Below are 25929 nucleotides of genomic sequence, written 5' to 3'. Positions count from 1 at the left end.
GCGCTCATCTCGTAGAGATTCCTACGTCTCCCAGGAGGGTGCTGCACGTGCGATCCATATGGAACGGCGCGATTTCCTTCGGCCTGGTCAGCATCCCGATCAAGCTGGTGAACGCCACCGAGAGCCACTCGATCTCCTTCCGCCAGATCCACATCGAGGACGGCGGCCGCATCCGCTACCGCAAGGTCTGCGAGCTGGAGGACCGAGAGGTGAGCTCGGCGGAGATCGGCAAGGGCTACGAGGACGCGGACGGCGCGATCGTCCCGATCACCGAAGACGACCTGGCCCACCTCCCCATTCCCACCGCGAAGACGATCGAGATCGTGGCCTTCGTACCGGCCGACCGGATCGACCCTCTCCAGATGGACGCCGCGTACTACCTCCAGGCGGGCGGCGCCCCCGCCGCGAAGCCGTACACGCTCCTGCGCGAGGCCCTCAAGCGCAGCAACAAGGTGGCGATCGCCAAGTACGCGCTCCGCGGGCGTGAGCGCCTGGGCATGCTCAGGGTGGTCGGCGACGCGATCGCCATGCACGGCCTGCTCTGGCCGGACGAGGTACGGGCCCCCGAGGGCGTCGCCCCGGACACCTCCGTCACCGTCCGTGACCAGGAACTCGACCTCGCGGACGCCCTGATGGACACGCTCGGCGAAGTCGACCTGGAGGACCTGCACGACGAGTACCGCGATGCCGTGGAGGAGGTCGTGGCCGCGAAGGCGGCCGGCGAGAAGCCACCCGAGGCTCCGTCCGCACCCTCCGGCGGCAAGGTCCTGGACCTGATGGCCGCCCTGGAGAGCAGCGTGCGGGCGGCGCAGAAGTCTCGGGGCGAGGAGGCCTCGGCGGAGGCCTCCGAGGAGGCCGACGTCAGATCCCTCCCGGAACGCAAGTCTGCCCGTACGTCACCCAAGGAGACAGGCGGCAAGAAGACGACATCCACGGGGAGGAAGACGGCGACCGCGACCGGCTCCGCACGAAAGTCCACGGCGAAGACGTCGAAGACGTCCAAGTCCACCGGAACGGCGAAGTCGGCGCAGGGCACTCGCGGAGCGAAGAAGACGACGGCATCGAAGAGCACGACCGCTGGTACGGGCAGGACGGCGAAGAAGACGGCGGCGAAGAAGACCACGGCGAAGAAAGCGACACCCCGCAAACGCACGGCCTGACCCCAGGCCTCCGCGCCGAGGCGCCCCCGCGACACGCCCGTCCCACGGCACGCCCTGCTCCGTCACCCGTGCCCGGCGGTTCGCGCGCTCCCTACGTCACTGTCCCCCACCGCCCGCACTCCCCGTCGCCCCCACCCTCACGCAGCCTCCCCCAAGTCCCCTCCTCCCGCTCCTCCTCCCTCTTCCGCGGCCACGACCGACCGGCCGCCCGCCACGGCCCGCCCCGGAAACAGAACCAGTCCCGTCCCCACCGCCAGCCCCACCGCGGCCGTGACGGGGAACCGGCCGTCGTACGCGAAGCCGTGCCCGGCGAAGTAGGCCAAAGCCCCAGCGCTCACCCCGAGCCCGGCCCACAGCCGCCACGCCGCAGCCCCTCGGAGCCCGGCGCCCGGCCGCACCCGTCCGCCCAGCGCCCCGAGCCCCCGCTCCAGCGGCCGCAGCGCTGCCACCACACCGGCCAGTACGACCCCGAGCACCAGCAGCCACGGCACCCGCAACCCCCACCAGGCCGCCGAGCCGTAGTCGGGCTCGGGCGCGAGGCCGGTCAGATAGAAGGCCGCGGCCGCCACCAGCACCGGCACCATGTGCCACAGGTACAGCGTCATGCTGGCACCCCCCAGCCCCCGCACCGCCCGCCACACCGCCGCCCGCTCCAACACCCGCCGCACCCCCGGCGCGATCAGCAGACACACCCCGACCTGCGCCACCGCCCAGGCCAGCATGGCCGGCGACGGCGGGTTGGTGTTGCCGGGGTCCTGCCCGGTCACCAGGATCAGGCTCACCGGGAAGGGCCCGAGGCCGACGAGCAGGGCGAAGCCGAGCCCACCCCCGGCAGCCATGGCAACAGGCACCCCCCGTCTCCTGCCCAACAGCCCGTCCCGCCAGCAGAAACCGAGCTGGTAGACGACACCCCACACGAGCAGATAGTTGAGCGCCCCCAAGACGTCGACGGCCTGCCCGAACCAGCCCCCTCCACCTCCGCTTCCACCTTCACCACCCACGACCTGCAACGCGCCCACCCCGAGACCGACCACCCCCATCCCCGAAGGAACCCACATCCCCCACCGTCGATGCAGGGCATGCATCGCCGGAGTCAGGCCGCTGAGCAGCAGATACACCGGAAGAAACCAGAACTGCATCCCCATCGCCCACCCCACCAACGCGAGCAGGCCCGGATCCACGCCGGCCGCCGAGGAGACCCCGACCGCGAGCAGCACGAGGCAGCTGTACGCGGCCACCGGCACGAGCAACCGCACCGCCCGCTGCCCCACCCACCCCGCGGCCGTCGCACCGCCGGCCCGTGACCGCGCCCAGGACCCGCTTGCCGCATGCCCGCCGGCGAGGAAGAACAGCGGCATGATCTGGAAACCCAGCGTCAGCCACTGCGTCCAGGGAAGGGTCGCCAACAGCTCCGGCGCGGTGATCCGCCCGTCCGGATGCCGTATCAACCCGGTGATCAGCCAATGGCCCAGCACGACGAGCGCAATGGCCCAGGCCCGCAGAAAATCGACGTACCGATCCCGACTGCCCATGTTCCGCATGGTGCCTTCCCCCCAACTTCCCTGCGCCACATAGCCCTTCTCGCAACCAACCCGTGCTCGACACGACACCCTGAGGCGAGGGCATCCACCCCCTGGGCCCAACCGAACCGCTCAATCACCTGGTCACTTGATCGCTCAACGGCCAAGGGCCGAGGCCAATGGGCAGGGGCCAAGGGGCAATGGGCATGGGGCACGGAGCATGCAGTAAAGGAGCATGGGGCAACGGGCCATGACGACCGGCTAGTTGTCCCGGTGCCGCACGAAGCGGAGGACGGCATACGTTTCGCCGGGCTGGGGCGGCCGCGTCCAGGACCGGGTGATGAGGGTGTGCGCCCGTCCCTCGGTGAGGGCGAACCGCGGTAGCCCCACCCCGAACTCGGCCGCTACGGCGTCCAGGACCCCCGCCTCGCCAGTCCCGTCACTCCCGAAGAAGCGCTCGGGGTCGAGGGAACCGGGTATGTCCCCCCGCCGGTCGATGGTCAACTCCTCCCGGCCCCCCTCGCCCGCTCCGTCCCCCGACTTCCATCGCGCGGTGAACGCGTACCGCTCCTCACCGTCCTGCGCGACGGAGAGGTGGAAGACGCCCCACGGTCCGGGACGCGACGCATCGGCGCTCCACACCACCACGGCCCGGCCCGCCTCGGCGCCGCCCCTGGAGGCGGCGACGGCCGGCGACACGAACCTTTGCGGGTTGAACACCTGCGGCCGCCCCTCGAACGCGAAGCTCCACCCGGGTGCGGCCAACCCGACCGCGGCGGTCGCCCGATCCTCCCAGTCGGCGGCCTCCGCCCCCTCGCCCCGCCGCGGCCCGAAGCGCGCCTCGAACCGACTCTCGGGCCCCCGAAGGCCGCCGCCACGCCCACTCTCACCGCGGCCGCCACCTCCACTTCCGTCTCCGTCATCCCCCCGGCCGTCTCCGGCGCCTCCGCCTCCCTGCTCGGCTCCTATCAACCCGGGCAGTTCGTCGGGCCGAACACCCTCGACGAGCACGAACCGATACCCCGCCGCCATCTCACCGCCGGGCTCGGCCAGCCACCCCAGCCCGGGCGGATCGATATCGGCCGCGGGCACGGGAGCGTCCCCGGTCTCCCCGGCCCGCGGTGTCGCCAGCAACTCCAGCCCGCGCTCCCGGACACCGCACACCGGACCGAGGAAGGGGTCGGCCAGCAGGCCGACCGGCGCCAGCAGTTCCGGTCCCAGGGGCCGCCACTGCGGCAGCGCGGCCCGAAGTATGTGCCACGCCTCGTCGGTCCGCCCCCAACGGGCCTGCTCCCGAGCCTCCTCCACCGCCTGCCCGAAGGGCCCGTCGGGCGCGTACCGGTACGAACGGTCCCGCACCTGTCCCAGCACCGCGTCACCCAGCTCCCGCACGGCGCTGTCCGCGGTCTGCAGTTTCATTGCCCAGACCCGGTCGTCCTTCCAGCTGTCGCGGGCATGGTCGGCCGCGAGCACGGGCAGCAGTTCGGGCGCATGGACGGGATCCGTGGCCAGCGGCTGGAAATCGACCATGTAACTGTGTCCGGACAGCCGCCGTATCTGGTCGTACAGCCCCTTCGCCCGTGGCCTGCCGTACTCCTTCGCCTCGGCGAGCGCCGTCTCGGCCTGCTCGTACCGCCCGCGCAGTGCGTCCAGCCGGGCCTGCTCCACCGCGGCGTCCAGCGCCCGAGTGGTGTCGTTGACGAAGGCCGCCCCCAGCCGGCCCACCGTCAGATGGTGGAACTGCCGGTGCATGGCTCGCATGTACTCCTCGAAGGAGCCGTACCGGGTGGGTGGAGCCGCGTGCCAGGAAGCCCAGACGTACACGGCCCACTCGCCCGAGTCGTCCACATCCCCCGGATCCATCAGCACGTACATCGCGTCCGCCTCGACGCTCAGCTCCAGCGACCGCCCCCACATCCCCGCGAGCAGCACGTCCGCCGGAGTCGAGTCCTCGTCCAGCTCGCCCGGGAAGTACTCGCTTAGCCCCGCGGCGTCCTGATGCCACGTCAACTGTTCACTCCCCGCCAGCACCCAGACGAACCCGCCCGCATGCCGCCACCCGTCACTCACCTCCAGAAACGTCCGGTACGAAGGCGGCAGCCGGCATCCGAGCCGCTCCTCGGCAGCCGCTATCCGCGACTCGTCCGCCCCGCCGAACCCCAACCACCGCTCCCGGACCGCCTGCTGGTCCCGTTCCCTGACGGTCTCCCCGGACTCCATCGCGCACGCATCCGCCCACTCCCCGCTCCACCGCACCAGAAATTCCCGCCACCCCACCTGATCCAGGCCCACCGCACCCTGGCCGCCCCCGCCCGCCCCGCTCCCACCAGACCCGCTCCCGCCCGCGCCCCGCTCGCTCACCGGCCCCCGCCCTTCCGCTCCGATTCCCGCCCGTTTCGAACCCTGCCCCCATGCTGACACCCACCACTGACAACGCCCTGTCCCGGCGACGCCCTCCGCCCCCACCCCGCGGATCCCGCTCCGACTCCGACTCCGACTCCGACTGGGGCTGGGACTGCGTCTCCTGGTCCACTCCCCGTCTCAGTCCCAGTCTCAGTCTCAGTCCCAGTCCCAGTCCCAGTCCCAGTGTCACCTCCATTCCCACTCCCGCGTACCATCTTGACGCCGTGAATGTTACCGGTAACATCGAGCAGCGTCGGAGCATCACCCGTCGCCCACACCCGCCCACCGCCGTGGGCCGCCACCGTGGGCCGTCCGCCCCTGGAGCCCGCGTGGCCGACCGCCTCACGCAGCAACAGCGCACCCCACCGATCCCCGGCGCGCCGGACATCACCGCCCACATCGCCGCCGATGCCGTCACCGGTACCGCCGACACCCCCGCCTTCAGCCCTTCCGCCGTGGCCGCCTCCTGCGTCGGCTTCGTCCTGATTGGCGCGCTCCAGGCTTTCTACGGCCCCGCGATCCCGGCCCTGCGCAAGGAGTTCGGCCTCGCACCCTCCACCGCCGGCCTCGCCCTGAGCGCCCACTTCGTCGGGGGAGTGGCCGGGGTCCTCCTCTTCGACCGGCTGTACGGCCGTATCGGCAACCGCCGCATCCTCGGCACCTCCTACCTCCTGATGGCCGCCGGAGCCGCGGGCTTCGCCCTGGCCCCGAACTGGCCGCTCGCCCTCACCGCCTCCCTCCTCGCCGGACTCGGCTTCGGCGGCATCGACTACGGTCTGAACCAGCTCTTCTCCACGGGCTTCGGCCGCCGCTCCACGGCGATGCTCAACATCCTCAACGCCCACTTCGGTATCGGCGCGATCCTCGGGCCGGCTCTGATCGGCGTGTTCGGCGCCGGCCACTATCCACTCGTCTTCCTGGCGTTCGCCCTGGCCAACCTGCCCGTGCTGCTCTGTCTGAGGGGCGTGCGGGACCACACCCCCCGGCCCACCGGCGACAACGGCCCGGCACCGGCCAACCGCGCCCTGCGCACCGTACTGGCCGTGTTCGTGGCCCTCTACGTCCTTCATGTCGGCATCGAGGCCGGTGTGGGCGGCTGGGAACCGACGCACCTGGAGACCGTGGGCTTCAGCGCAGGCACGGCCGCCACGGCCACGTCCGTCTACTGGCTGATGATGACCGTGGGCCGCTTCCTGGTCGCCCCCCTGGCCCTGCGCCACTCGGCCCAGACCATCATCACCGTCTCCTGCGCCGGAATGACGGCCTCCCTGCTCCTGGCCGCCGTACCCGACCTGGCGCCGTACGCCTACGCCGCCGTAGGCCTCTTCATCGCCCCCGTCTTCCCGACCGGCCTCCCCTGGCTGCACCGGGCCGCTCCCACGGCCCGCCGCGCCGGTGCGCTGGTCATCTCCGCCTCCATGGTGGGCGGAGTGGCGGCGGGCCCGACCCTCGGCAAGGTCATCGAGTGGTCGGACGTCGGCGCCGTGCCCCTCCTGCTTGCCGTCACCTCGGCCGCCTGCCTGGCTGCGACGGGGTGGCTCACCCGCGCGACGCGCACGACGGCCGGCCCTTAGGGCCTAAGGGCCTACGGGCCCAAGGCCCCGACGCGCCCGCAGCCGCGACACGGCGGGAGCGGGTCGTGGCGGCTTGCGGCGCAGCGCCCTGTGCACCGCAAGCCGCCACCTCACCGCGAGTCACCCCGCCACCCATCCCATCCCGTCCCACCCCACCCGTCTCCCCACCAGCCTCTCCACCCGCCTCTCCACCGAAGGAACCCGCATGCCCGCCCTGACCACCACTCCCGACGGCTTCCTCCTCCACAACGCCCCCTTCCGCATCCTCTCCGGCGCTCTGCACTACTTCCGAGTCCACCCCGACCAATGGACCGACCGCCTCCGCAAGGCCCGTCTGATGGGTCTGAACACGGTCGAGACCTACATCCCCTGGAACCTCCACGAGCCACAACCCGGCACCCTCGACCTGGACGGCCTCCTCGACCTCCCCCGCTTCCTGCGGCTGGCCGCCGCCGAGGGGCTTCACGTCCTCCTCCGCCCCGGCCCGTTCATCTGCGCGGAGTGGGACGGCGGCGGCCTGCCCTTCTGGCTGACCGCCGATCCGACGATCCGCCTCCGCACCAGCGACCCCCGCTTCACCGAGGCCGTCGACAGCTACCTGGACCTCCTCCTTCCCCCGCTCCTGCCGTACATGGCGGCGGCGGGCGGCCCGGTCATCGCGGTACAGGTGGAGAACGAGTACGGCGCGTACGGCGACGACACCACCTACCTCAAGCACGTCGAGTCCGCGCTGCGCTCCCGCGGCATCGAGGAACTCCTCTTCACCTGCGACCAGACCGACGGCGACCACCTCGAGAACGGCACCCTGCCCGGCGTACTCGCCACCGGCACCTTCGGCAGCCGGGTCGACCGCTCCCTGGCCCGCCTGCGTGAGGCCCAGCCCGAAGGCCCGTTGATGTGCTCGGAGTTCTGGATCGGCTGGTTCGACCACTGGGGCGGCCCGCACCACGGCCGGGACGCCGCGGACGCGGCCGCCGACCTGGACCGCCTCCTCGCCGCCGGCGCCTCCGTCAACATCTACATGTTCCACGGCGGCACCAACTTCGGCTTCACCAACGGCGCGAACCACCACCACGCCTACGTCCCCACCATCACCTCCTACGACTACGACGCCCCGCTCACGGAATGCGGCGACCCGGGCCCGAAGTACCACGCGTTCCGCGAGGTGATAGCCCGTCACACAGACACTCCTGCCCACCCGGTGCCCCCGCCGTCCCCCAAACTCCAGTCCACGACACTGGAGTTGACTTACCGCAGCCCCCTGCTCGCGCATCTGCCCACCCCGGTGCGGTCCACCGACCCCACCACTGCCGACGAGCTGGGGCAGCGGGCCGGCTACACCCTGTACCGCACGACCGTCACCGCCGACTCGCAATCCGGCCTACTGCACTTCGAGGGCGGTGTGGGCGACCGAGCTCAGGTCTTCCTGGACGGCGCCCCAGCCGGCGTACTCGAACGCGAGCGCTATGACGAGACCCTGCCCGTCCAGGTGCCCCGCCCCGGCGCGGTCCTGGACGTCCTGGTGGAGAACATGGGGCGGGTCAACTACGGCCCCCGCATCGGTGTCCCCAAAGGCCTGTTGGGCCGGGTCACCCTCAACGGCGAGCCCGTGGAGCACTGGGACTGCCACGCCCTGCCCCTGACCGAGCTCCCGGACCCGACCGACTTCACCCCGGCCGAAACCCCCGCGTCCGCCGAACCGGCCTTCCATCACGGCACGTTCGAGGTGACGACCCCGGCCGACACCTTTCTCTCCCTCCCCGGCTGGACCAAGGGCCAGGCCTGGATCAACGGCTTCCACCTGGGCCGCTACTGGAACCGCGGCCCCCAGCGCACGCTCTACGTCCCGGCCCCGGTGCTGCGCCCCGGCACCAACGACCTGATCCTCCTCGAACTCCACGGCACCACCACACCCCGGGCCCACCTCACCGACAAGCCCGACCTGGGCCCGGCAACACCCTGACATCCCCCACACGCCCCAGCCCCCCACCTCCCCCTCCACGTCCCCCGCCTCCCTCACCTCCACCCCAAGCCCCCACCCCCACCCCAAGCCGCCCCCCACCCCCACCCTCGTCCGGGAGATCCCTTGCCGCCACCACCCCACCGCGTCAGCGTCCCCACCCCCTCCCCACCGGCGCTGCGCGGCCACCTCCCCTTCGCCGACGCCCCCGGCACCGGCGCTCCCATCGAGGTGACCAGCCGCTACCTCACCCGCGACGGCCGCCCCTGGTTCCCGGTCTCCGGCGAGTTCCACTACTCCCGCTACCCCGCAGGGGAGTGGGAGGAGGAGCTCCTCAAGATGAAGGCGGCCGGCATCACGGCCGTGTCCTCGTACATCATCTGGATCCACCACCAGGAGCAGGAGAACCACCTACGGTTCGACGGCGACCGGGACCTGCGCCGGTTCGCGCGCCTCTGCGCCCTGCACGGCCTCGACTTCATCCCCCGTATCGGCCCGTGGTCCCACGCGGAGGTCCGAGGCGGCGGCCTCCCCGACTGGGTACTTGCCCGCACCGCAGCGCCCCGCACGGACGACCCCGCGTATCTGGACGCCGTCCGGCCGTGGTTGGAGGCGATCGCCACCCAACTCAAGGGCCTGGACCGCGCATCCGGCGGTCCGATCATCGCGATCCAGATCGAGAACGAGCTGTACGACCAGCCCGGCCACCTCCTGACACTCAAGCGCATGGCCCGACAGGCGGGCCTCAGCGCGCCGTTGTGGACCTCGACGGCCTGGGGCGGAGTCCAACTCCCGGGCGACGAACTGCTCCCGCTCTACGGCGGCTACCCCGAGGCCTTCTGGACGGACGCCGACGGCGGCTGGCCCGACACCTGCCGCAAACACTTCTTCTTCACCCACCAGCGCGACGACGAGGGCATCGGCGCCGACCTGCGCCCCACCGCCGTGCGCGGCATCGACCCAGCGGTTCATGCCGCGCACGTGGCCCGATTTCCCTGGGCCACCTGCGAGTTGGGCGGCGGCATGGCGGTCGCCTACCATCGCCGCCCGCACGTGGAAGCGGGCGACATCGCCGCCCTCGCCCTCACCAAGATCGGCTGCGGTTCGGTCTGGCAGGGCTACTACATGTTCCACGGCGGCACGAACCCGCCCGGCGAACTCACCACCCTTCAGGAGTCCCACGCCACCGCCTACCCCAACGACCTCCCGGCCCTGACATACGACTTCCAGGCCCCGCTGGGCGAGTACGGCCAGTACCGTCCTTCCTACGACGAACTCCGGCTCCAGCATCTCCTGTTGGCCGACTTCGGCGACACGATCGCCCCCATGGAGTCGGCCCTCCCTCGGCCCGGCCCACGCGACCAGCACGACCGCGACACCCTGCGCTGGGCGGTCCGCACCGACGGCCGCGCCTCCGGCTTCCTCTTCGTGAACAACCACCAGCCGCACGAACCGCTGCCCGACCACCCGGCGACGAGCTTCACGGTGGAGTTCCCGGACGGCGAGCCCCTGACCCTGCCCGCCACCCCCGTCACGGTCCCGTCCGGCGCCTTTTTCTGCTGGCCCCTGCGCCTGAAGGTGGCCGGCCTCCGCCTCGACTGGGCCACGGCCCAGCCCGTGTGCACGGTCACCGGCACCGACGGCGGCACGGTCCTGGTCCTGGCGGCGACCGAGGGCGTACCCGTGGAACTGGCCCTGGACGCAAGGACCGTACGCACCGGACGACCCTCCAGGGTCCCGGACGAGGCCGTCACCCGAACGGTGAACGACCGGATCCTCGTCACCGGCCTGCGCCCCGGCACCGAAGCATTGGTGGAGACGGAGACGACCGACGGCACCCGGGTGTCCCTCCTGATCCTGGACGCGAGAACGGCCCGCACGGCCTACCGCGGCACGGCATGGGGCGCACGACGCCTGATCCTGTGCCCGGACGGCGTGGTCTTCGACGCGCAGCGGGACGAGGTACGCATCCACACCCGCCACACCCGCCACACCCGCCGCACCCCCGCCACGCCCGACGAGCCGGTCTCCCTCTCCGTCCTCCCCGCCCCCCACCACCCCCCGAGGACACCCGGCGCCACGCTGAAGGAGAGCCAGGACGGCCCCCTGACCCGCTACACCCTCCTCCCGGACACGAGCCCGGACCTCCGCCACCCCGAACCCGCCCTCACCCGCCTCCGCCCGGCGGGCCCGCCCCCGACGCCCCGGACCGGCCCCCTGGACCGCGCGAGCGCCCCCGCCGACGAGCACTACGACGCCGTGGCGGCGGTGTACCGCGTGGACATCCCCGCACCCGCGCCCCGGGGAGCCCTCCTGCGCGTCCACTGGACGGGTGACGTGGCCCGCGCGTACGCGGGGGACCGACTGGTCGCCGACCAGTTCTTCACGGCCCGCCCGTGGGACATCGCGCCGCACCGACTGCCGCCGGGGGAGCCCCTGATCCTGAAGGTGCTGCCGCGGGCTGCGGAGGCGAAGGTGCACGTACCGGGGGAGGACGCGACTCCCGGCGCGACTCCCCGCCCGGCGGACGTACTGCGGGTGGAGTGGATCGGAGGCGAGACCTGGACACTGGGGCGCGGATGACCGGGCTCCCCGCCGCCGCCCGCCGGGCACCCCACCCCCTTCCCGCCCACCCCTCTCGCTTCCCTCGGCCTATCCTGTGGTTCCGTTCCGCCGGGCTCACCCTGCCCCGCGGAACGGCCGCGGCCGTCCCCACCGGCGCCCGCGGATCCCGGGCCGAAGGAAGAAGAGCGAGCAGCCACCATGACCCCAAGCGCCGCCGACGGCGCGGCGGCCAAGGGCCGCAGCCGACGCAACTTCGCCGGCGCGCGCCCCGTGATGGACGACGTGGCGAAGCTGGCCGGTGTCTCCAAACAGACGGTGTCGCGGGTGCTCAACGACAACCCGGCCGTGCGCGCCGAGACCCGTGAGGCGGTCCAGGCGGCGATGCGCACCCTCGGCTACCGCCCCAGCCGCAGCGCCCGCTCGCTGGCCAGCGGCCGCACCCGCATGCTGGGGGTGATCTCCTTCGATGCCTCCCGCTACGGTCCGGCCGCCACCCTGACCGCGATCAACACGGCGGCGCAGGAGGCCGGTTACCTGCTGAGCTCGATCGCCCTGGACACGGCCGACAAGGACACGGTGGTCCAGGCCGCGGACCGTCTCTCGGCGGAGGGCGCGGACGGCGTCATCGCGATCGCCCCCCAGCTGTGGGTGGCGCGGGCCCTGGGGGAGGCCCATCTGGACATGCCCCTGGTGGTCATGGACAACGAGCTCGGCGACGGCACCCCCATGGTCACCTCGGACGCCCGCACCGGCGCCCGCAAGGCCACCGAGCACCTGCTCTCCCTCGGCCACCCCACGGTGCGGCATGTGGCGGGCCCGACCGGCTGGACCTCCGCGGACCGCCGCGCGGAGAGCTGGCGGGACACCCTGAAGGCGGCCGGTGCCGAGATCCACCCGCCGCTCATCGGCGACTGGAGCGCCGACTCCGGCTACGACGCCGGCCGCCGACTGGCCGCCGACCCGGCCGTCACCGCGATCTTCGTCTCCAACGACCAGATGGCCCTGGGCGTCCTGCGCGCCCTCCACGAGGCGGGCCGCCGGGTACCGGAGGACGTCAGTGTGGTCGGCTACGACGACATCCCCGAGGCCGCCCACTTCCTTCCCCCGCTCACCACGGTCCGCACCGACTTCACGGACGTCGGCACCACGTCCCTGCGCATCCTCCTGGACCGCATCGACGCCCCGCCGTCCCCGGGGACGGCCGTGGCCCCCCTCACCCTCGTGCCGGTGGAACTCTGCCTCCGCGCCAGCACTGCACCCTGGACGGATCGCCGTCCGCGGTAGATGTGCGCGCGGACCGCGGCCTCCTCACGGCGCAGACCCGGTGTCCGGCGTCGCGGTCCTGAGGGGAGGCCGACGTCCCCGGCCGGAGCCGCTCGCGGCGGCTTTCGATGCGTGAGCGAATCCGGCACCTGATCGCATGTGCGCTCCGGTGATCTGTTTCGGCAGGGTTACCCAACTATCAAAGCGAGACCAGGGGTTGGACAACCAGCCGTCATGGGCCGGTAAGGCTTCGGCGAGTTCACTGATTCTTCGCCCAACGCATCTACCCGCATAGACCCCGGTGGTGCTGTCATGCACACGCCTGCCCGGATTCCCCGGGTCGACCGCGGGAGATCCCCATGCGTGCCACGCACCGCCTCACCGCCACCACCACGTCCCTCACCCTCGCCGTCGCCGGCCTCATCCTCACCACCGGCTCGGCCGCCCACGCCGCAAGCTGCTCCCAGGAATACCTGCCGCTTCCGGACCCGACCTGCCAGCCCGGCGCCTACAACCCGGACGTCACGCAGGACACGATCGACTCGACGATATGCGTCTCGGGCTGGACGGCCACTGTTCGGCCCTCCACCTCCTACACCAACAAGCTCAAGGTCCAGCAGATAGCCGAGTACGGCTACGAGGACACCAGCACCTCCGACTACGAGGAGGACCACCTGGTCCCACTCGAACTCGGCGGCGCTCCCAAGGACCCGGAGAACCTCTGGCCGGAACCGAGGTACGGCGACGAGACCGCCTACAGCAAGGACTCCGTGGAGAACAAGCTCAAAAAGGCGGTCTGCAACGGCACGGTGACCCTCGACGACGCGCGCAGCGCCATCGCCACCGACTGGACCACCGCGCTGTCCGACCTCGGCCTCGGCTGACCCCCCTCGGACCGCACCACCCGGCGGTCTGCCTGCCGTCGTCGGCAGGCGGACCGCCGCTCCGTATCTCCGCCCGGAAGCGAAAGATCCACAGAGGGCGCTTGTCCTGGTCGTCGGGCATGGCCGGGGGTATCGACGGGATCGGAGGCGGCTCCCTGCTCGGCCCGATCCTCGTCGGCCGCGGAGCACCGATCGCCACCATCGCACCCACCGCTCCGGCCTGTACTGACGGCGTGTGGCTCAGGGCCCAACGCTCGGGCCGCTGTCGACACTCGTGAGCATTCCGGAACCACTCACCGGCCTGGCACCTCCCGGCCTGGTGTCGAAGTGCTGCCCCTTCCGGTGGGCAGAGCCAGGGGGCCCGAGTACAGCGGCGGCGGCAAAAGATTGGTCGTTTGCTGGTCTGTTGCTGTCAGTTCTCTGGCCTTGCTCTGGAAGGCGGGTTCCTAGGGTCGTTGACGTCCCCCGGAGGTCCGGTCCGGACCCCGTACCCCACTGTTCTGGAGACACCTGATGCGTGCAATGCCCCGTCGTGCCGTGGTCGCCGCTCCCGCCGCCGTGCTGATGTTCGCTCTCGTGGCTTGCGGTGGCGGTTCCGACTCCGACTCCGGCAGCTCGAATGCCGCCGACACCCAGCAGTCGGCACAGAGCGCGGGTGGCGCGCAGGCCGAGGATGAAGCCGACGAGAAGAAGGAGCCGCCGCTGACCGGTGAGGTCAAGCAGAAGGCCGAGACGGCGGCGCTGGCCAAGTACCCGGGCACGGTTGTGAAGTCCGAGGAGGACACGGAGAAGCCCGGCATGTACGCGGTGGAGATCAAGAAGCAGGACGGTACGACGGTCGAGGTCTACCTCGACAAGTCGTACACGGTCACTGACACCAAGGAGGAGGGCACCGAGGAAGGGGAGAACGAGGGCTGATCCCCGGACCGGCCGTAAGGGAGGAACGCCATGCCTCCCGACCCTGGACGCCGCGCATCGTCCGGTGAGCCGGAGACCGACGCGACGGCGGTGTCCGACTCCGATTCTCTCGGTTCGGCTCCGGGCGGTTACGGAGACCGCTACGCGGAAGATGCCTTCGGCTGCGCCGACGACGGCTGACCTCCCCCGCGTCCGGCGATCCCGCAGCCCTGCCGCCGCCCGGCTGGTTGTCGACTCCCCCGTTGACCAGCCGGGCGGCTCACGGCCTCCGCCCCGCGGCGGCCGCACCAATCCCGTTCCCCCAGGTCTCAGGCGGGTTCTCGTGGACACCCCAACTCCCCTGGCACGGCTGTGCGAGCCTGTCGCCATGCGGCTGCTGTTGATCGAAGACGACGACCGGATCGCCGGACCGCTCATCGAAGGGCTGGGCCGCTACGGCTTCACCGTGGACCGGGTGCGCACCGGCGCCGACGGACTGGCCGCCTCTTCTGCTGATCTGGTCCTGCTCGACCTCGGGCTGCCGGACATGGACGGCCTGGACGTGTGCCGGAGCCTGCGGGCGACCTCTCCGGTCCCCATCATCATGATCACGGCCCGGGGTGAGGAGGCCGACCGGGTGGTGGGCCTGGAGCTCGGCGCGGACGACTACATGGCCAAGCCGTTCGGTGTACGGGAGTTGGTGGCCCGCATCCGCGCGGTGACCCGCCGCACCGGCGCGCTGCCGGCCGTGCCGCCGGGACCTGAAGCGACACCCCCCGTGCCCGCGACGGCTCCCGCGGCGCAGACGACATCCGCGCCGCAGCAGCTCGGCCCGCTGCACATCGACCGTCGCACCCGTGAGGTCCGTCTCGACGGCCGCGACATAGCCCTGTCTCCGAGGGAGTTCGACCTGCTCGCCTACCTCGCTGAGGATCCCGGCGCGGTGCACGCCCGCCAGCAGATCATGGACACGGTGTGGGACCCGCACTTCTTCGGCCCCACCAAGACCCTCGACGCCCACGTCGCCGCCCTGCGCCGCAAGCTCGGCGATGCCGCTTGGATCACGACCGCGCGTGGCGTCGGCTTCCGCCTGACCGTGCCGGGGGACCCATCGCCCGAGGACACCCGATGACCCGACGCCTGCTGGTCAGCTATCTCGGCCTGGCCCTGCTGGTCCTGGCCAGCCTGGAGATCCCGCTCGGCTACCTCTATGCCCGCGGCGAGACCTCCCGCTTCTCCCGGACTGTCGAGCGCGACGCCACCATGCTCGCCGAAGTCACGGAAGAGGACATCGAGGAGGGCAAGATTGCCGAACTGCCCACGGCGATCGGCGACTACACCGCCCGCAATGGCGGCCAGGCCATCGTGGTCGATCGCAACGGGATTGTCCTGGCCGCCTCCGGATCCACCGTGCGCACCGGCACGGACCTGTCCGCCGAGGCGGACATCGCCGCCGCCTTGCGCAACCAGCCCACCACCGGCACCCGCACGGACACCGGCGGGGATGAGGTCCTTTACTCCACCCAGCCAGGCTCGTCGGGCACCACGATCCGCGGCGCCCTGCGGCTGACGTATCCGACGACGATGGTCACCGACCGGGTGCACCGGCTCTGGCTCGCCCTCGCGCTCGCCGCGGCCTGCATCCTGGCCGCGATCGCGCTGGTCGCCTTCACTCTCGCCCGCTGGATCACCCGCCCCCTGCGCACCTTGCAGCGCGCCACCACCCAGCTCGCCGACGGCCGCATGACCAACCCGCCCGACGCCACCACGGGCCCGCCCGAACTGCGTGAGCTGGCCGCCTCGTTCACGCACACCGCCGCCCGCCTGCAGCAGTTGCTCGATGCCCAGCAGGCGTTCGCCGGGGAAGCCTCCCACCAGCTCAAGACGCCGCTGACCGCGCTGCGGCTGCGGCTGGAGAACTTCGAGCCCTACCTCGACCCACGCGCCCATGCCAGCCTGGACGAAACCATCGGGGAAGTGGAGCGACTGGGCCGCATGGTGCACGGGCTGCTCGCCCTCGCCCGCTTGGAGAACTCCGCCACCACACCCGAGCCGACCGATCTGGACGCCGTGCTGGCCGAGCGTGCCGCGATGTGGGAGTCGCTGGCCGCCGAACAGTACGTCACCGTCGCCGTGACTGGTACGACCGCGGGCAGGGTCTGGGCGATCCCGGGGGCGCTGGAGCAGATCATCGACAACCTGGTCGCCAACGCGCTGCGCGTCTCTCCGCCTGGAACCACCCTCACCCTCACCCGAGCCCCCGGCGTCGAGCTCCACGTCATCGACCAGGGCCCCGGCATGTCCGAGGCCGAGCGGGAACGCGCCTTCGACCGGTTCTGGCGCGCCTCGGACTCCCACCACGACGGCACCGGCCTCGGCCTGCCCATCGTCCGCCACCTGGTCCACGCCTCCGGTGGCGAGATCACCCTGAACGCCGCCGTCGGCGGCGGCCTGGAGGCCTGCGTCCGCCTCAAACCCGTGCCACCGGCAAGCGGGTCCAGCGGGCGACGGCGCACCGCAAACGGATCATCTCGGCCAGCACGAGCGGCAGCCACGACACGATGATCAACATCTGGCACGTCCGTCTCCAGTGATTGCAGCCTGAAGAGTGCGGGCAAAGCGCTTGGAAGGCGCCTGGTGTGATCGTTGGCGCATCTCTCCTGACAGAGTGTGCAGCCCGCTGCCATCGGTTCAGGTCAGAGGGTCTCCAGCTTCCCCACTGCGTCCGCCCAGGCCGGGCTCTCGGCATACTTCTTCAGCCAATCGACCATCGCTTCACAGCTCGCGATGTAGTCCTGGGCTGCACCAGCGGTCGGGAGACGCCTTCTGTCTCGCCGATCCTGCCGTAGGTCGTGTGCTCCAACACCATGCGGCTGATGGTCGAGCGAACTTGACTCCACGCTTCGAGCATCGCGTTGGCCGGGTCGAGGAAGGGAGCTGTCGGCCGCGCATCACGTTCACGTCGCTCGGCAACTGTCGCGGTCGACGGCAGCGGCGGTTCGCCGGCTTGCGGCTCGGCCTGTATCACGACCTCTTCCACCTCAGCGCTGGCCTGCTCAAAAGCTTCCGAGAACTCGGCGTCCACACCCACAGCGCTCAGTCTTTGACTCGCCGGAGCAAGCCTCGAACCTCCTCCCTGAACTATCAGATCTTGATGACGGTGGCGCGCTCGCCGCGCAGCGCTGCGAGGTCCTCGGGATCTGAGGTCTTGCGGATCGTCCTCCGGTCTGTCCCTGTTCGGGTTACCAGCGGCCGCTTGCAGCATCGTCGATATAGCCGACGAACCGATCCCGGAGCTGTTCGAGGAAACTCCGGAGGAGTTCGATGTCCACGTCGCTCGTGTTGCCGCTCATCCGAAACATGAAGCCGCCGGTAGCCAACGGGGCGACCCAGAGCCCAATGGTGTCAGTGGGAACGGGTTCGCGTTTATCGGCGAAGTCTGCGTCAGAGACATTGTCAGACGCATCACGGAAGAGGTTGACACGTAGATGGCGTGGGCCGCTCACGACGCTACCCTCGGCGGAGCCGGCGTCAGGAAACAACGCCTTGAAGTACGGCTTAGGTGTGTGTTGAAACGGAAGGGCCTTCAGCCACGCGGTTCGCGCTGTCGCAACCGCGGTGTGGAAATCTGCCAGACCTGGGTGATGGAGTCGAATCGGGATCAATGTGGAGAGCCATCCCAGCACGTCCGACGACGTCGGGGTACGGCCGCTGGTGTACATGTGCACAATGAGGTCGTCGATGTGCGAGGTATCGGCCACCAGGGCGGCCACGGTTGCCAGGAGGAACACCGCAGGTGTGGTCCGACTGGCACGGCATGCCGCCCGCAGTCGATCAGTGGTCACCGGCACCCGCACGCTGAGCAGGATGGCTTCCGATCCCTTCGGCTGGGCAATCGGAGAGTTGAAGACCCGAAGTGGTGCAGCGCAGTCTGGCGACACTCCGTCGAGGTAACGGTTCCAGAATTCGGAGGCCTCGCCGAGACGCGGCTGCTCGCGGCTGAACTCGACGTGCTGTCGGCGGACCCAGTCGAGATAGCCTCCTGCGCCCTTGCCCGGGTTACCCTCGACGCCGGTCTCCAACTCGTGTCGCGCCAGAGCGGCGGCGGCGCGGTCGGCAATGAGGTGGTCGAACAACAGTTGAGCGGTGCGGGATGGCCGGCCGTTCTCGTCTTGATGGTTGACGATCGTCAAATTCCACAGCGGGCGACCTGTGTCCCACACGAATTTCTGACTCCGAGACTGGGTGATGAATTCCCAGAGGCTCTGTGGTCCGTCACACTGAGTGCGCCGGACCACTGGCACGACGCGGTCCGCGACGGAAACACCCTCCAGGTCGAAGTCGACGACGCGGAGTCCCGTCTCTCGTTGCATGAGCCGTCGAACCCGGTACAACAGTTCGTCGTCGGTCAAGGCATCAGGAATGGTGAAATGCGTTTCGACCGGACGACGGTACGACCCCAGTTTCCGTTTCAGCAGGCTTTCCTGCTGCCAAGAAAGAGGTGCGCGGCTGAGGGCGATGCCTGTCATGATCCTCGTTTCGGTCTGTGCGGCCGGGTGGCTACGCGTTTTCCGGGCATGTTCGAGTCTTGACAGCCATCTCGTTCCCCTTTGATGTGGCGTCCGTCTCGCAACCCGCTTCGCATCCCGGCAGGCGTTGCTGCAACGAGCGTGGGTCACGTATCCATCGCGGCCGCATGCCCGCGCTATCGCCGCCTTATCCCGGCCCTGTCCCGCCGTGGATGTGCCAGGATGCCGGTCCGATAGGGCGACACCGGAGATTGGGTTCTGCCGACCTCGGCGCCCCTTCAGGGGATGGCCCTCAGGGAGTAATCCGATGACCGTACTGCCCCGGGATGCGGTGACGCACGCCCCGTTAGGCGTCCCGAAACCCGAAACACAGGGCAACACAAAGACCCCCGCGATAGATGCGGTAGACCTTGTCAGGGAGTTCCCACGGAAGAGGAAGGACCCGGTGCGTGCGCTCCAGGGCCTCTCCTTGACCGTGGCCCAGGGGGAGGTGCACGGCCTCCTCGGTCCGAACGGGGCAGGAAAGACCACCTTTGTCAAGATTCTGAGCACCATTCTCCTGCCGACCACCGGTCAGGCCATGGTCTGCGGCCATGACGTCGTACGCCACGGCCGTGACGTGCGCCGGCTGATCGGTGTCGTGATGGGCGGCGACCGCGGCCTGTACACCCGATTGACCGGCCGCCAGAACCTCGAGTTCTGGGGGGCCCTGCAAAAGGTCCCCCGCAGGGTGCTGCACTCGCGCACCGAGGCCTTGTTGGAGCGGCTCGGCCTCGGGGCAAAGGCTGACACGCGGGTCGAGACGTACTCGCGTGGCATGAAGCAGCGGCTGCACCTGGCGCGGGGGCTGATAGGGGACGCCCGGGTGCTGTTCCTGGACGAGCCGACGCTGGGAATGGATCCGGTCGCCGCCCTCGAGTTCCGCAAGCTGATTGGCGAGTTGCGCAGCGAGCAGCGCACGATCCTGCTGGCAACCCACGACATGGCCGAGGCCGAAAGCCTTTGCGACAGGGTGAGTTTCGTGCGTGACGGCGCGGTCGTCGCCACCCGCTCGCCGGACGCGGTGGCCGGATTGGTATCGGCGGCACAAGGTCTCGAACTGGACGACGTGAAACCCGCCCTGGCCCTCGCCTTGGCCAAGGTCCCCGGTGTCACCTCGATCATCGCCGACGGCGCGACCACCCGGGTTCTTGTCCGCTCCCAGGATGACTTCCCGCGGCTGCTGCGCCTGCTGGCCGACCACGGTGTTACGTCGCTGCGCACACTTCGGCCCTCCCTTGAGGACGTCTATGTGCGGCTCATCGGCGACCGAGGGCTAGAGGTCTGACCATGGACACCGTCCGTGCAGGGTTCGTTCTCCAGATGCGCTTCTACCGATACCGTCCCGACCTGCTGGCTCCGCTGCTCACCAGCCCGCTCTACGGCGGGATTTTCGCAATGATCATGCGGTACAGCGGGCGGAGCGATCTGGTCGGCTCCGTGTCGCTCACTCCCTTCTACATGTCTTTGTGGTGGTTCGCGCTGTTCAGTGGCGGATGGATCATCCAGACCGATCGCTGGGAGGGCACGCTTGAGTACCTCGTGTCTGCACCGGCTGATTTCGCGGCGGTGGTATTCGGCCGGGTCGGCGCGACCGTGTTACCCGGGGTCGCCGCGTTCGGGGAGACCTGGTTGCTCGCCCGTTACGTGCTGCGCGGCGACGTCGCGGTACGCCACTGGGGCGTCTTCATCGGCTCTTTCACTCTCACGCTGTTCGCGATGGCAGCGACGGCGCTGCTGATGGCCGGCGCCTTCGTTCTGGCCCGCAGCGCAGTCACGTTCTCGAACTCGGCCAGCTTCCCGTTCTACGTGCTGGGCGGGATTCTGGTGCCCGTCGCGCTTCTGCCCGGCTGGCTTCAGCCGCTGTCCAAGGCCGTCTTCCTGTCGTGGTCCGCCGACCTGCTGCGGGCGAGCATCGTGCCCGGGCCGGTGCCTCACCCGGTACGGGGCATGGTCATGATCGCCCTGCTCGGGACGTTCACGTTGGTCGCCGGCTACACCGTCCTGCGGCGCATCCTCCAGCAGGTCCGCCACACTGGAGAGCTGGGGCTGCGATGAATCTGCTGCTCGTCATCCGCCGCGCTTTCTGGCTCGGCGCCCGCGACTACACCGCGATCTTCACCTGGAAGACCTGGCTGACCAACTGGTTCGTCCGGGTGATCGCCCAGGTCAGCTTCTTCGCCCTGGTCGGGCGCATGCTCGGCAATCCCGGCCAGACGCAGTTCCTGCTGGTCGGCAATGCCGTGACGCTGGCCGCGATGGTGGGGATGTATGCCGTCAACATGGTGAGTTGGGAGCGCAGCGCCGGCACCCTTCCGCTGCTGGCCGCCAGCCCCACCCATCCCGCAGTGGTGCTTACCGCCCGCGGCTCCTATCTGATCCTTGACGGCACCCTGTCGGCCTCCGGCGCTCTGCTGGTGACTGCCCACCTGTTCGGCATGCCGCTGCCGTGGCCGCGAGCAGTCGTGGTGGTTGCTCTGATCGCTGTGGTCGCTGCCTCCGCGTACTGCTTCGGCATCCTGGCCGGCAGCCTGCTCCTGGGCTTCCGCTCGGTCCAGACGATCGTCACCAATGTCTGTCTGGTCACCCTGATGACCTTGTGCGGGGTGAACGTCCCGCTGGACTACTACCCAGAACCGGTGCGTTGGGTCTCGTCCGTGCTCCCGCTGACCCACGGGCTGGTGGCGGTTCGGCTCGCCGTGACCGGCCAATGGCAGGCTGCGCTGTTCCCGGCACTGCAGGAAGCACTGGTCGGCATCGGGTGGCTGACCCTCTGCGTGCTGCTGGTCACCGGACTCTTCAGGCGCGGCCGACTGCACGGAACCCTCGACTACGCGTCGTGACCGGCAACGCCTACCTCATTCCAATGGAGCGCACGATCCCACACGCAACATCCCCCACCGCCGTCGTGAGTGCGGTCTCCTCCGACGCGCACACCTGGAACCTGATCTTCCTCGAACTGCTGCTCACTGAGACTGGCTACCGGGTCCACAACATCGGTGCCTGTGTCCCCGACGAGCTCCTGATCGAGACCTGCCGCGCCCAGAGACCGGATCTGCTGGTGCTCAGCTCCGTCAACGGACACGGCGCGATCGACGCGGAGCGCTTGATCAGACGCCTGCGTGCCGTATCGGACCTGGCCTCGCTGCCAGCCGCGGTCGGCGGCAAGCTGGGCACTGACGGAGACCGTGGCCTACCCGCGCGCCGACTGCGGCTGACCCGCGCCGGCTTCGACGCGGTGTTCGAGGGTTCAGCAGCCGTCGCACGCTTCCAGACCTTCGCACGCGACGTGCGTGACTCCGCACGAGGAGGCCGGCCATGACAACCGGCACCGAGCAGGACTTCGGAGGCTTCGTACGCCGGGCGCGGGCCCGCGACACGATTGTGGTGCAACCCCGGATGGGGTTCAGCGACCCGGCCCTGATGCGCTCGGGGCTGGCAGCCGTGGCGGCGCTGCCAGTGGCCACCGCCGGGACGATCACAGTCGACAGCTACACCCGGCTGGGGGACTACGCCGCCCTGCGTGCGGCCCTCGCCGCCGGGGAGAACCTCAACGGCTATCCCCTCGTCACGGCTGGCGACCGGGCCACCAGAAAGGTCACGCAGGGCCTCGCCCACGACAACTTCCAGATCCAGGTGCGACACGGCTGCCCCGCGCCGCTCGACATCGTCCAGGCGATGACGGACGCCGGGCTCTTCGCGACCGAAGGCGGCCCGCTGTCGTACTGCCTGCCCTACAGCAGACTCCCCGTGGCCGAGTCCGTGGAGAACTGGCGGCGGACATGCGATCTGCTCGCGACCCTGCACGGACCGGACACAGTTCCGCACCTGGAGACCTTCGGCGGCTGCCTCATGGGCCAGTTGTGCCCGCCGGAACTCCTCATCGCCGTCAGCATCCTGGAAGGCCTCTTCTTCCGGCAACACGGCCTGCGCAGTGTCTCTTTGAGCTACACCCAGCAGACCAACCACGCGCAGGACCGCGAAGCGCTCACGGCACTGCGAACATTGGCCGGCGAATACCTCACTGACATCGACTGGCATATCGTGCTCTACACGTACATGGGAGTGTTCCCCTCGACTGCGGGCGGCGCACGACGGCTCAGGCGACAGGCTGCCCGGCTGGCCGTCGAAGGGCAGGCCGACCGGCTGATCGTCAAGACCGGGGCCGAGGCACACCGCATTCCGACAGTGCCCGAGAACACCACGGCATTGCTCGACGCCGCAGGCGATCTCACAGCCGCTGCCGTCCTCCCCGTACCCGGCACCGACGACTGCGCCGCCACGGTCCTGCACGATGCAAGGAATTTGATCGAGGCGACCCTCGAGCTGTCCCCAGACGTGGGCGCCGCCCTGACCGGCGCACTGCGCCGCGGCTACCTCGATGTGCCGTTCTGCCTGCACCCGGACAATACGGGCCGTGCCGCCTCGTGCATCGACCAGACCGGACGGCTGACCTGGCTCTCCGTCGGCTCCATGCCGCTGCGTCCCGGCCCCGGAGCGCAGCCTCTGACCTCCGGGGAGTTGCTGGCCGATCTGGCCTTTGTCGCCAACCACTTCGACGGACTCGAACCCCGCTCCGGACTTCGACGCCGGCCGCTCCTCGACACCGAAGGAATCCGATGACCCTCAGCACCCCGATCCGCAGGCCGCGCCCCGGCGATCTTGACGGCGGGCCAGACGACCACCGTGCCGCACACGCGCGCGCCGTCATGGGAGCCGAACGATGACCGTGGCCCGGACGGCCCGCATCGGCGACAGTGAGTGGGCCCTGTGGCCCTCGGCCATGGTCCGTGGGGCAGGGTTCCCCGCCGGTGCCCTCCAGAGCCTGGCCGGCGAACGGCTCGCGGCCCTCGCTGACGCCACTCGCGAGTCCGACTCCACCGACGCCGTCTTCCTGCGGGCATGGGACGAAGCCGCTGAACAGACCAGCCGCGAACTCGCCGAGGTAGCCGGATCCGAGAATTTCCGGTCGGCCGTGGGCTGGCAGAATGCGCATTTCCTCCGCACCGCAGTGGATCCGTTCCTGCGCCAGCATGCCGAGGGAGGCCCTGCCAACCACAAGCGCCGCGCACGGGAACGGGCCATTGCGACGTATTGGCAGCGGTACTGCCTCAAGAACGAGTCCATCGGGTTCTTCGGGCCGACGGCCTGGGCCACGGTCGGCGGCGGCGACGAGGTCCTTCACGCCGATCCAGGCCATGACCTTGTGGCCGAGGCCGCCGTCTACCTTGAGCGGTGGGCGGTCGACGCACTCGCCCGCAGCCTGACGGAGAAGTTTGACCTGCGGCCCTGGCTGCGCCCGCGGCGCAGCCCTATGGTTCGGCTCGACGGCGACCGAGTCGGCCTGCCCGACGGCGGCGGCGAATCGTTGGACGCATGCTCCGCAGTGGTGCTGTCTCTGGCGAACGGCAAGATGACCGCCCGCCAGATCGCCCAGGACGTAGTCGCGCAGGCGGAGTTTCCGGTAACCAGCGAGGCAGAGGTATTCGCGATACTCGACCGGCTCCAGCGTAGGCGGTGGCTGATCTGGCGGCTCGAACTCCCGACGTCGCTGGCCCCGGAGGAGGACCTGCTCGTCCTGCTCGACGGAATCGACGACAAAGACGTTCGAACGGAGGCAGTCGGCCAGGTCACCGAGCTGATCGACGGCCGTCGGCGGCTGCAGGCGGTCTGGAACAAGCCCGCTGAAATGCGGCGCGAGTATGACCGACTGGAACGCACGTTCCAGGATCTCACCGGAGCCACCGGAACCCGGCACGCGGGCCAGGCATACGGTGGCCGGACGCTCGCCTACCTGGAGTGCCGCCGTGACGTGACCATGCGCGTCGGGGCCAGGTTCACCGACGCGATGCGTCCGATCACCAGTGTGCTGGACAGCATCCGCTGGCTGACATGGCGGATTCGCGAGCAGCTCGAACCAGATCTGCGTGCGGCGTACCGGTCGGCCCGGGGGCGCCAGTCCGGGGGAGATGGCGTCAACGTGGCCGCTCTCTGGGTCTCATGCATGCCGCTGCTGGGCACCCGCATGGAGACCGTGGTCCGCGAAACGGTCGCCGAGTTCCACCAGCGCTGGCACACCGTTCTCGACCACGACCCTGCCGTATCCCAGGCCGCGTACACCATGGCGGACTTGGAACCGGCGCTCAAGGAACTGTTCGACGCCCCCGAACCCGGGTGGAGCCAGGCCCGGCTCTCCTGTCCCGACGTGATGGTGGCCGCGGCAAACGAGGAGGATGTCCGCCAGGGGCGGTACACCCTCGTGCTCGGCGAAGTTCATCCCGCGATGAACTCGCTCGACTACATCTCCTTGGTCCCCACCCATCCCGAACCCGGTCTGCTGCACGCCGGCCTCGACGCCAGCTTCCCCGGGCCGCGGCTCATGCCGGTGCTGCCGACCGAGAGCCGTCCGCCCTTCACCGCGCGGTCCCACCCAGCTCTCTTCCGCTCCGACGACCACCAACTCGCCGTGATGCCGCAGACACCGCTGCCTCGAGTGGGAACCACGGTCCTGGCCGCAGACGCGATCGTGCACGACCGCGACGGCCGGCTTGTCGTTTCGGCTCCGGGTAGCGCGGCGGAATTCGACGCCTTTGACTTGTTCGGTGAGGCCCTGAAATCCCTGATGCTGAGGCACTTCAGCCTCTTCCCCATCAAGAGCCACCGTCCTCGGACGGTAGTGGACGACGTCGTCCTCGCCCGCGAGGGCTGGCGTGTCCCGGTGAGCGCCCTGGACTTCGCTCTGCTGGCGGACGGGCCGCAACGGTTCATCGCAGCCCGCCGATGGGCCGCAGAGCTCGGCCTGCCCCGCTACGTTTTCGTCAAATCCCCCGCGGAGACCAAACCGTTTTACGTCGACTTCGCTGCGCCCGTCTTCATCGACATCCTCGCCGCCTGCGTACGCCGTACCGCCAAGGACGGCGAGACGGCCACGCTCGCCTTCGTAGAGATGGCACCGGGCCCCGACCAGCTCTGGCTCACCGGCTTCGACGGCCGGCGGTACACCTCCGAACTCCGGTTCGCCGCCCACGACCTGCGCACACAGACCGGAGACGGACTGTGATCCCCTCCGCGCAGGCCCCGACCGCGATCGAAGCCGGCCACATCCGGTTCGCCTGTCACTACGCAGATGCCGGCG

20 protein-coding genes and 1 pseudogene are annotated in these 25929 nt (G+C 70.0%); 16 read left to right on the top strand and 5 right to left on the bottom strand.

Annotated features, from left to right (window positions below; all coding sequences use genetic code 11):
• Nucleotides 1-47: 47 nt before the first annotated feature.
• Nucleotides 48-1160: a non-homologous end joining protein Ku gene (ku, locus tag ABT057_RS19290; RefSeq protein WP_502973940.1), complete on the top strand. Its 1113-nt coding sequence runs from the start codon at nt 48-50 to the stop codon at nt 1158-1160.
• Nucleotides 1161-1297: 137 nt separating this feature from the next.
• On the opposite strand, the gene ABT057_RS19285 is transcribed toward ku, so the two are convergent.
• A complete protein-coding gene (locus ABT057_RS19285; RefSeq protein WP_352344268.1) occupies nt 1298-2692 on the bottom strand; it encodes an acyltransferase family protein in 1395 nt (464 codons plus the stop codon).
• Between the two features lie 249 nt (nt 2693-2941).
• Entirely contained in the window at nt 2942-4900 is a 1959-nt protein-coding gene (locus ABT057_RS19280; RefSeq protein WP_352344267.1) for an SMI1/KNR4 family protein, read from the bottom strand.
• A gap of 581 nt (nt 4901-5481) precedes the next feature.
• Here ABT057_RS19280 and ABT057_RS19275 point away from each other — a divergent pair.
• From ABT057_RS19275 to ABT057_RS19260, 4 genes are all read left to right on the top strand, one after another.
• The gene (locus ABT057_RS19275; RefSeq protein WP_352344333.1) at nt 5482-6657 is read left to right on the top strand and encodes an MFS transporter; all 1176 of its coding nucleotides are present in this window, start codon (nt 5482-5484) and stop codon (nt 6655-6657) included.
• 205 nt (nt 6658-6862) lie between these two features.
• Nucleotides 6863-8620, top strand: coding sequence for a glycoside hydrolase family 35 protein (locus ABT057_RS19270; RefSeq protein ID WP_352344266.1), 1758 nt, complete (start codon nt 6863-6865; stop codon nt 8618-8620).
• 123 nt (nt 8621-8743) lie between these two features.
• Nucleotides 8744-11200 carry a beta-galactosidase gene (locus tag ABT057_RS19265; protein WP_352344265.1) on the top strand — a complete coding sequence of 819 codons (2457 nt, stop codon included), beginning with the start codon at nt 8744-8746 and terminating at the stop codon, nt 11198-11200.
• Nucleotides 11201-11380: 180 nt separating this feature from the next.
• Entirely contained in the window at nt 11381-12466 is a 1086-nt protein-coding gene (locus ABT057_RS19260; protein WP_352344264.1) for a LacI family DNA-binding transcriptional regulator, read from the top strand.
• On the opposite strand, the pseudogene ABT057_RS19255 reads toward ABT057_RS19260, so the two are convergent.
• Nucleotides 12466-12599: pseudogene (locus ABT057_RS19255) on the bottom strand (transcriptional regulator); the annotation flags it as partial. The gene ABT057_RS19260 and the pseudogene ABT057_RS19255 sit on opposite strands and share 1 nt — an antisense overlap.
• 205 nt (nt 12600-12804) lie before the next feature.
• Between ABT057_RS19255 and ABT057_RS19250 the strand changes: the two are divergent.
• The 5 genes from ABT057_RS19250 to ABT057_RS19230 all read left to right on the top strand — a co-directional run bounded on the left by ABT057_RS19250 (nt 12805) and on the right by ABT057_RS19230 (nt 16791).
• Nucleotides 12805-13329 carry a hypothetical protein gene (locus tag ABT057_RS19250; protein ID WP_352344263.1) on the top strand — a complete coding sequence of 175 codons (525 nt, stop codon included), beginning with the start codon at nt 12805-12807 and terminating at the stop codon, nt 13327-13329.
• A 513-nt stretch (nt 13330-13842) separates the two neighbouring features.
• Nucleotides 13843-14247 carry a PepSY domain-containing protein gene (locus tag ABT057_RS19245; RefSeq protein ID WP_352344262.1) on the top strand — a complete coding sequence of 135 codons (405 nt, stop codon included), beginning with the start codon at nt 13843-13845 and terminating at the stop codon, nt 14245-14247.
• A gap of 30 nt (nt 14248-14277) precedes the next feature.
• Complete coding sequence (locus ABT057_RS19240; protein WP_352344261.1) at nt 14278-14427, top strand: hypothetical protein; 150 nt, start codon at nt 14278-14280, stop codon at nt 14425-14427.
• A 187-nt stretch (nt 14428-14614) separates the two neighbouring features.
• Nucleotides 14615-15358, top strand: a complete 744-nt coding sequence (locus ABT057_RS19235; RefSeq protein ID WP_352344260.1) for a response regulator transcription factor — start codon at nt 14615-14617, stop codon at nt 15356-15358.
• Nucleotides 15355-16791 (top strand): sensor histidine kinase, encoded by a 1437-nt coding sequence (locus ABT057_RS19230; RefSeq protein WP_352344259.1) that lies wholly within the window; start codon nt 15355-15357, stop codon nt 16789-16791. Before ABT057_RS19235 ends, ABT057_RS19230 begins: the two co-directional genes overlap by 4 nt.
• Before the next feature lie 190 nt (nt 16792-16981).
• Here the strand turns inward: ABT057_RS19230 and ABT057_RS19225 are convergent, their stop codons facing one another.
• Nucleotides 16982-17317, bottom strand: coding sequence for a hypothetical protein (locus ABT057_RS19225; RefSeq protein ID WP_352344258.1), 336 nt, complete (start codon nt 17315-17317; stop codon nt 16982-16984).
• A gap of 151 nt (nt 17318-17468) precedes the next feature.
• Nucleotides 17469-18755, bottom strand: coding sequence for a condensation domain-containing protein (locus ABT057_RS19220; protein ID WP_352344257.1), 1287 nt, complete (start codon nt 18753-18755; stop codon nt 17469-17471).
• A gap of 445 nt (nt 18756-19200) precedes the next feature.
• On the opposite strand from ABT057_RS19220, the gene ABT057_RS19215 reads away from it, so the two are divergent.
• The 6 genes from ABT057_RS19215 (at nt 19201) to ABT057_RS19190 (ending at nt 25854) form a co-directional block, all read left to right on the top strand.
• On the top strand, nt 19201-20082 hold the full coding sequence (locus tag ABT057_RS19215) for an ABC transporter ATP-binding protein (RefSeq protein ID WP_352344256.1): 882 nt from the start codon (nt 19201-19203) through the stop codon (nt 20080-20082).
• A 2-nt stretch (nt 20083-20084) separates the two neighbouring features.
• Nucleotides 20085-20852, top strand: coding sequence for an ABC transporter permease (locus tag ABT057_RS19210; protein ID WP_352344255.1), 768 nt, complete (start codon nt 20085-20087; stop codon nt 20850-20852).
• Nucleotides 20849-21637, top strand: coding sequence for an ABC transporter permease (locus ABT057_RS19205; RefSeq protein WP_352344254.1), 789 nt, complete (start codon nt 20849-20851; stop codon nt 21635-21637). Before ABT057_RS19210 ends, ABT057_RS19205 begins: the two co-directional genes overlap by 4 nt.
• Nucleotides 21634-22116 (top strand): cobalamin B12-binding domain-containing protein, encoded by a 483-nt coding sequence (locus tag ABT057_RS19200; RefSeq protein ID WP_352344253.1) that lies wholly within the window; start codon nt 21634-21636, stop codon nt 22114-22116. Before ABT057_RS19205 ends, ABT057_RS19200 begins: the two co-directional genes overlap by 4 nt.
• Nucleotides 22113-23417 carry a methylaspartate mutase gene (locus ABT057_RS19195; protein ID WP_352344252.1) on the top strand — a complete coding sequence of 435 codons (1305 nt, stop codon included), beginning with the start codon at nt 22113-22115 and terminating at the stop codon, nt 23415-23417. The genes ABT057_RS19200 and ABT057_RS19195 overlap by 4 nt, the downstream gene beginning before the upstream one ends.
• Before the next feature lie 100 nt (nt 23418-23517).
• Nucleotides 23518-25854 (top strand): lantibiotic dehydratase, encoded by a 2337-nt coding sequence (locus tag ABT057_RS19190; protein WP_352344251.1) that lies wholly within the window; start codon nt 23518-23520, stop codon nt 25852-25854.
• Nucleotides 25855-25929 lie beyond the last annotated feature (75 nt).

Origin of the sequence: Streptomyces sp. NPDC002588, assembly GCF_040295925.1 — a bacterium.
In the GTDB taxonomy this organism is placed as follows: Bacteria; Actinomycetota; Actinomycetes; order Streptomycetales; family Streptomycetaceae; genus Streptomyces.
The sequence above is the reverse complement of the archived record's forward strand: the minus strand, read 5'-3'. Positions and strand labels throughout refer to the sequence as shown.

Bases quoted from the DNA above. Each gene is read 5' to 3' on its own strand.
- ABT057_RS19210 (WP_352344255.1), top strand. From the start codon at position 20,085: ATGGACACCGTCCGTGCAGGGTTCGTTCTCCAGATGCGCTTCTACCGA.
- ABT057_RS19220 (WP_352344257.1), bottom strand. From the start codon at position 18,755: ATGACAGGCATCGCCCTCAGCCGCGCACCTCTTTCTTGGCAGCAGGAA.
- ABT057_RS19250 (WP_352344263.1), top strand. From the start codon at position 12,805: ATGCGTGCCACGCACCGCCTCACCGCCACCACCACGTCCCTCACCCTC.
- ABT057_RS19190 (WP_352344251.1), top strand. From the start codon at position 23,518: ATGACCGTGGCCCGGACGGCCCGCATCGGCGACAGTGAGTGGGCCCTG.
- ABT057_RS19280 (WP_352344267.1), bottom strand. From the start codon at position 4,900: ATGGAGTCCGGGGAGACCGTCAGGGAACGGGACCAGCAGGCGGTCCGG.
- ABT057_RS19240 (WP_352344261.1), top strand. From the start codon at position 14,278: ATGCCTCCCGACCCTGGACGCCGCGCATCGTCCGGTGAGCCGGAGACC.
- ABT057_RS19195 (WP_352344252.1), top strand. From the start codon at position 22,113: ATGACAACCGGCACCGAGCAGGACTTCGGAGGCTTCGTACGCCGGGCG.
- ABT057_RS19245 (WP_352344262.1), top strand. From the start codon at position 13,843: ATGCGTGCAATGCCCCGTCGTGCCGTGGTCGCCGCTCCCGCCGCCGTG.
- ABT057_RS19270 (WP_352344266.1), top strand. From the start codon at position 6,863: ATGCCCGCCCTGACCACCACTCCCGACGGCTTCCTCCTCCACAACGCC.
- ABT057_RS19285 (WP_352344268.1), bottom strand. From the start codon at position 2,692: ATGGGCAGTCGGGATCGGTACGTCGATTTTCTGCGGGCCTGGGCCATT.
- ABT057_RS19235 (WP_352344260.1), top strand. From the start codon at position 14,615: ATGCGGCTGCTGTTGATCGAAGACGACGACCGGATCGCCGGACCGCTC.
- ABT057_RS19205 (WP_352344254.1), top strand. From the start codon at position 20,849: ATGAATCTGCTGCTCGTCATCCGCCGCGCTTTCTGGCTCGGCGCCCGC.
- ABT057_RS19260 (WP_352344264.1), top strand. From the start codon at position 11,381: ATGACCCCAAGCGCCGCCGACGGCGCGGCGGCCAAGGGCCGCAGCCGA.
- ABT057_RS19230 (WP_352344259.1), top strand. From the start codon at position 15,355: ATGACCCGACGCCTGCTGGTCAGCTATCTCGGCCTGGCCCTGCTGGTC.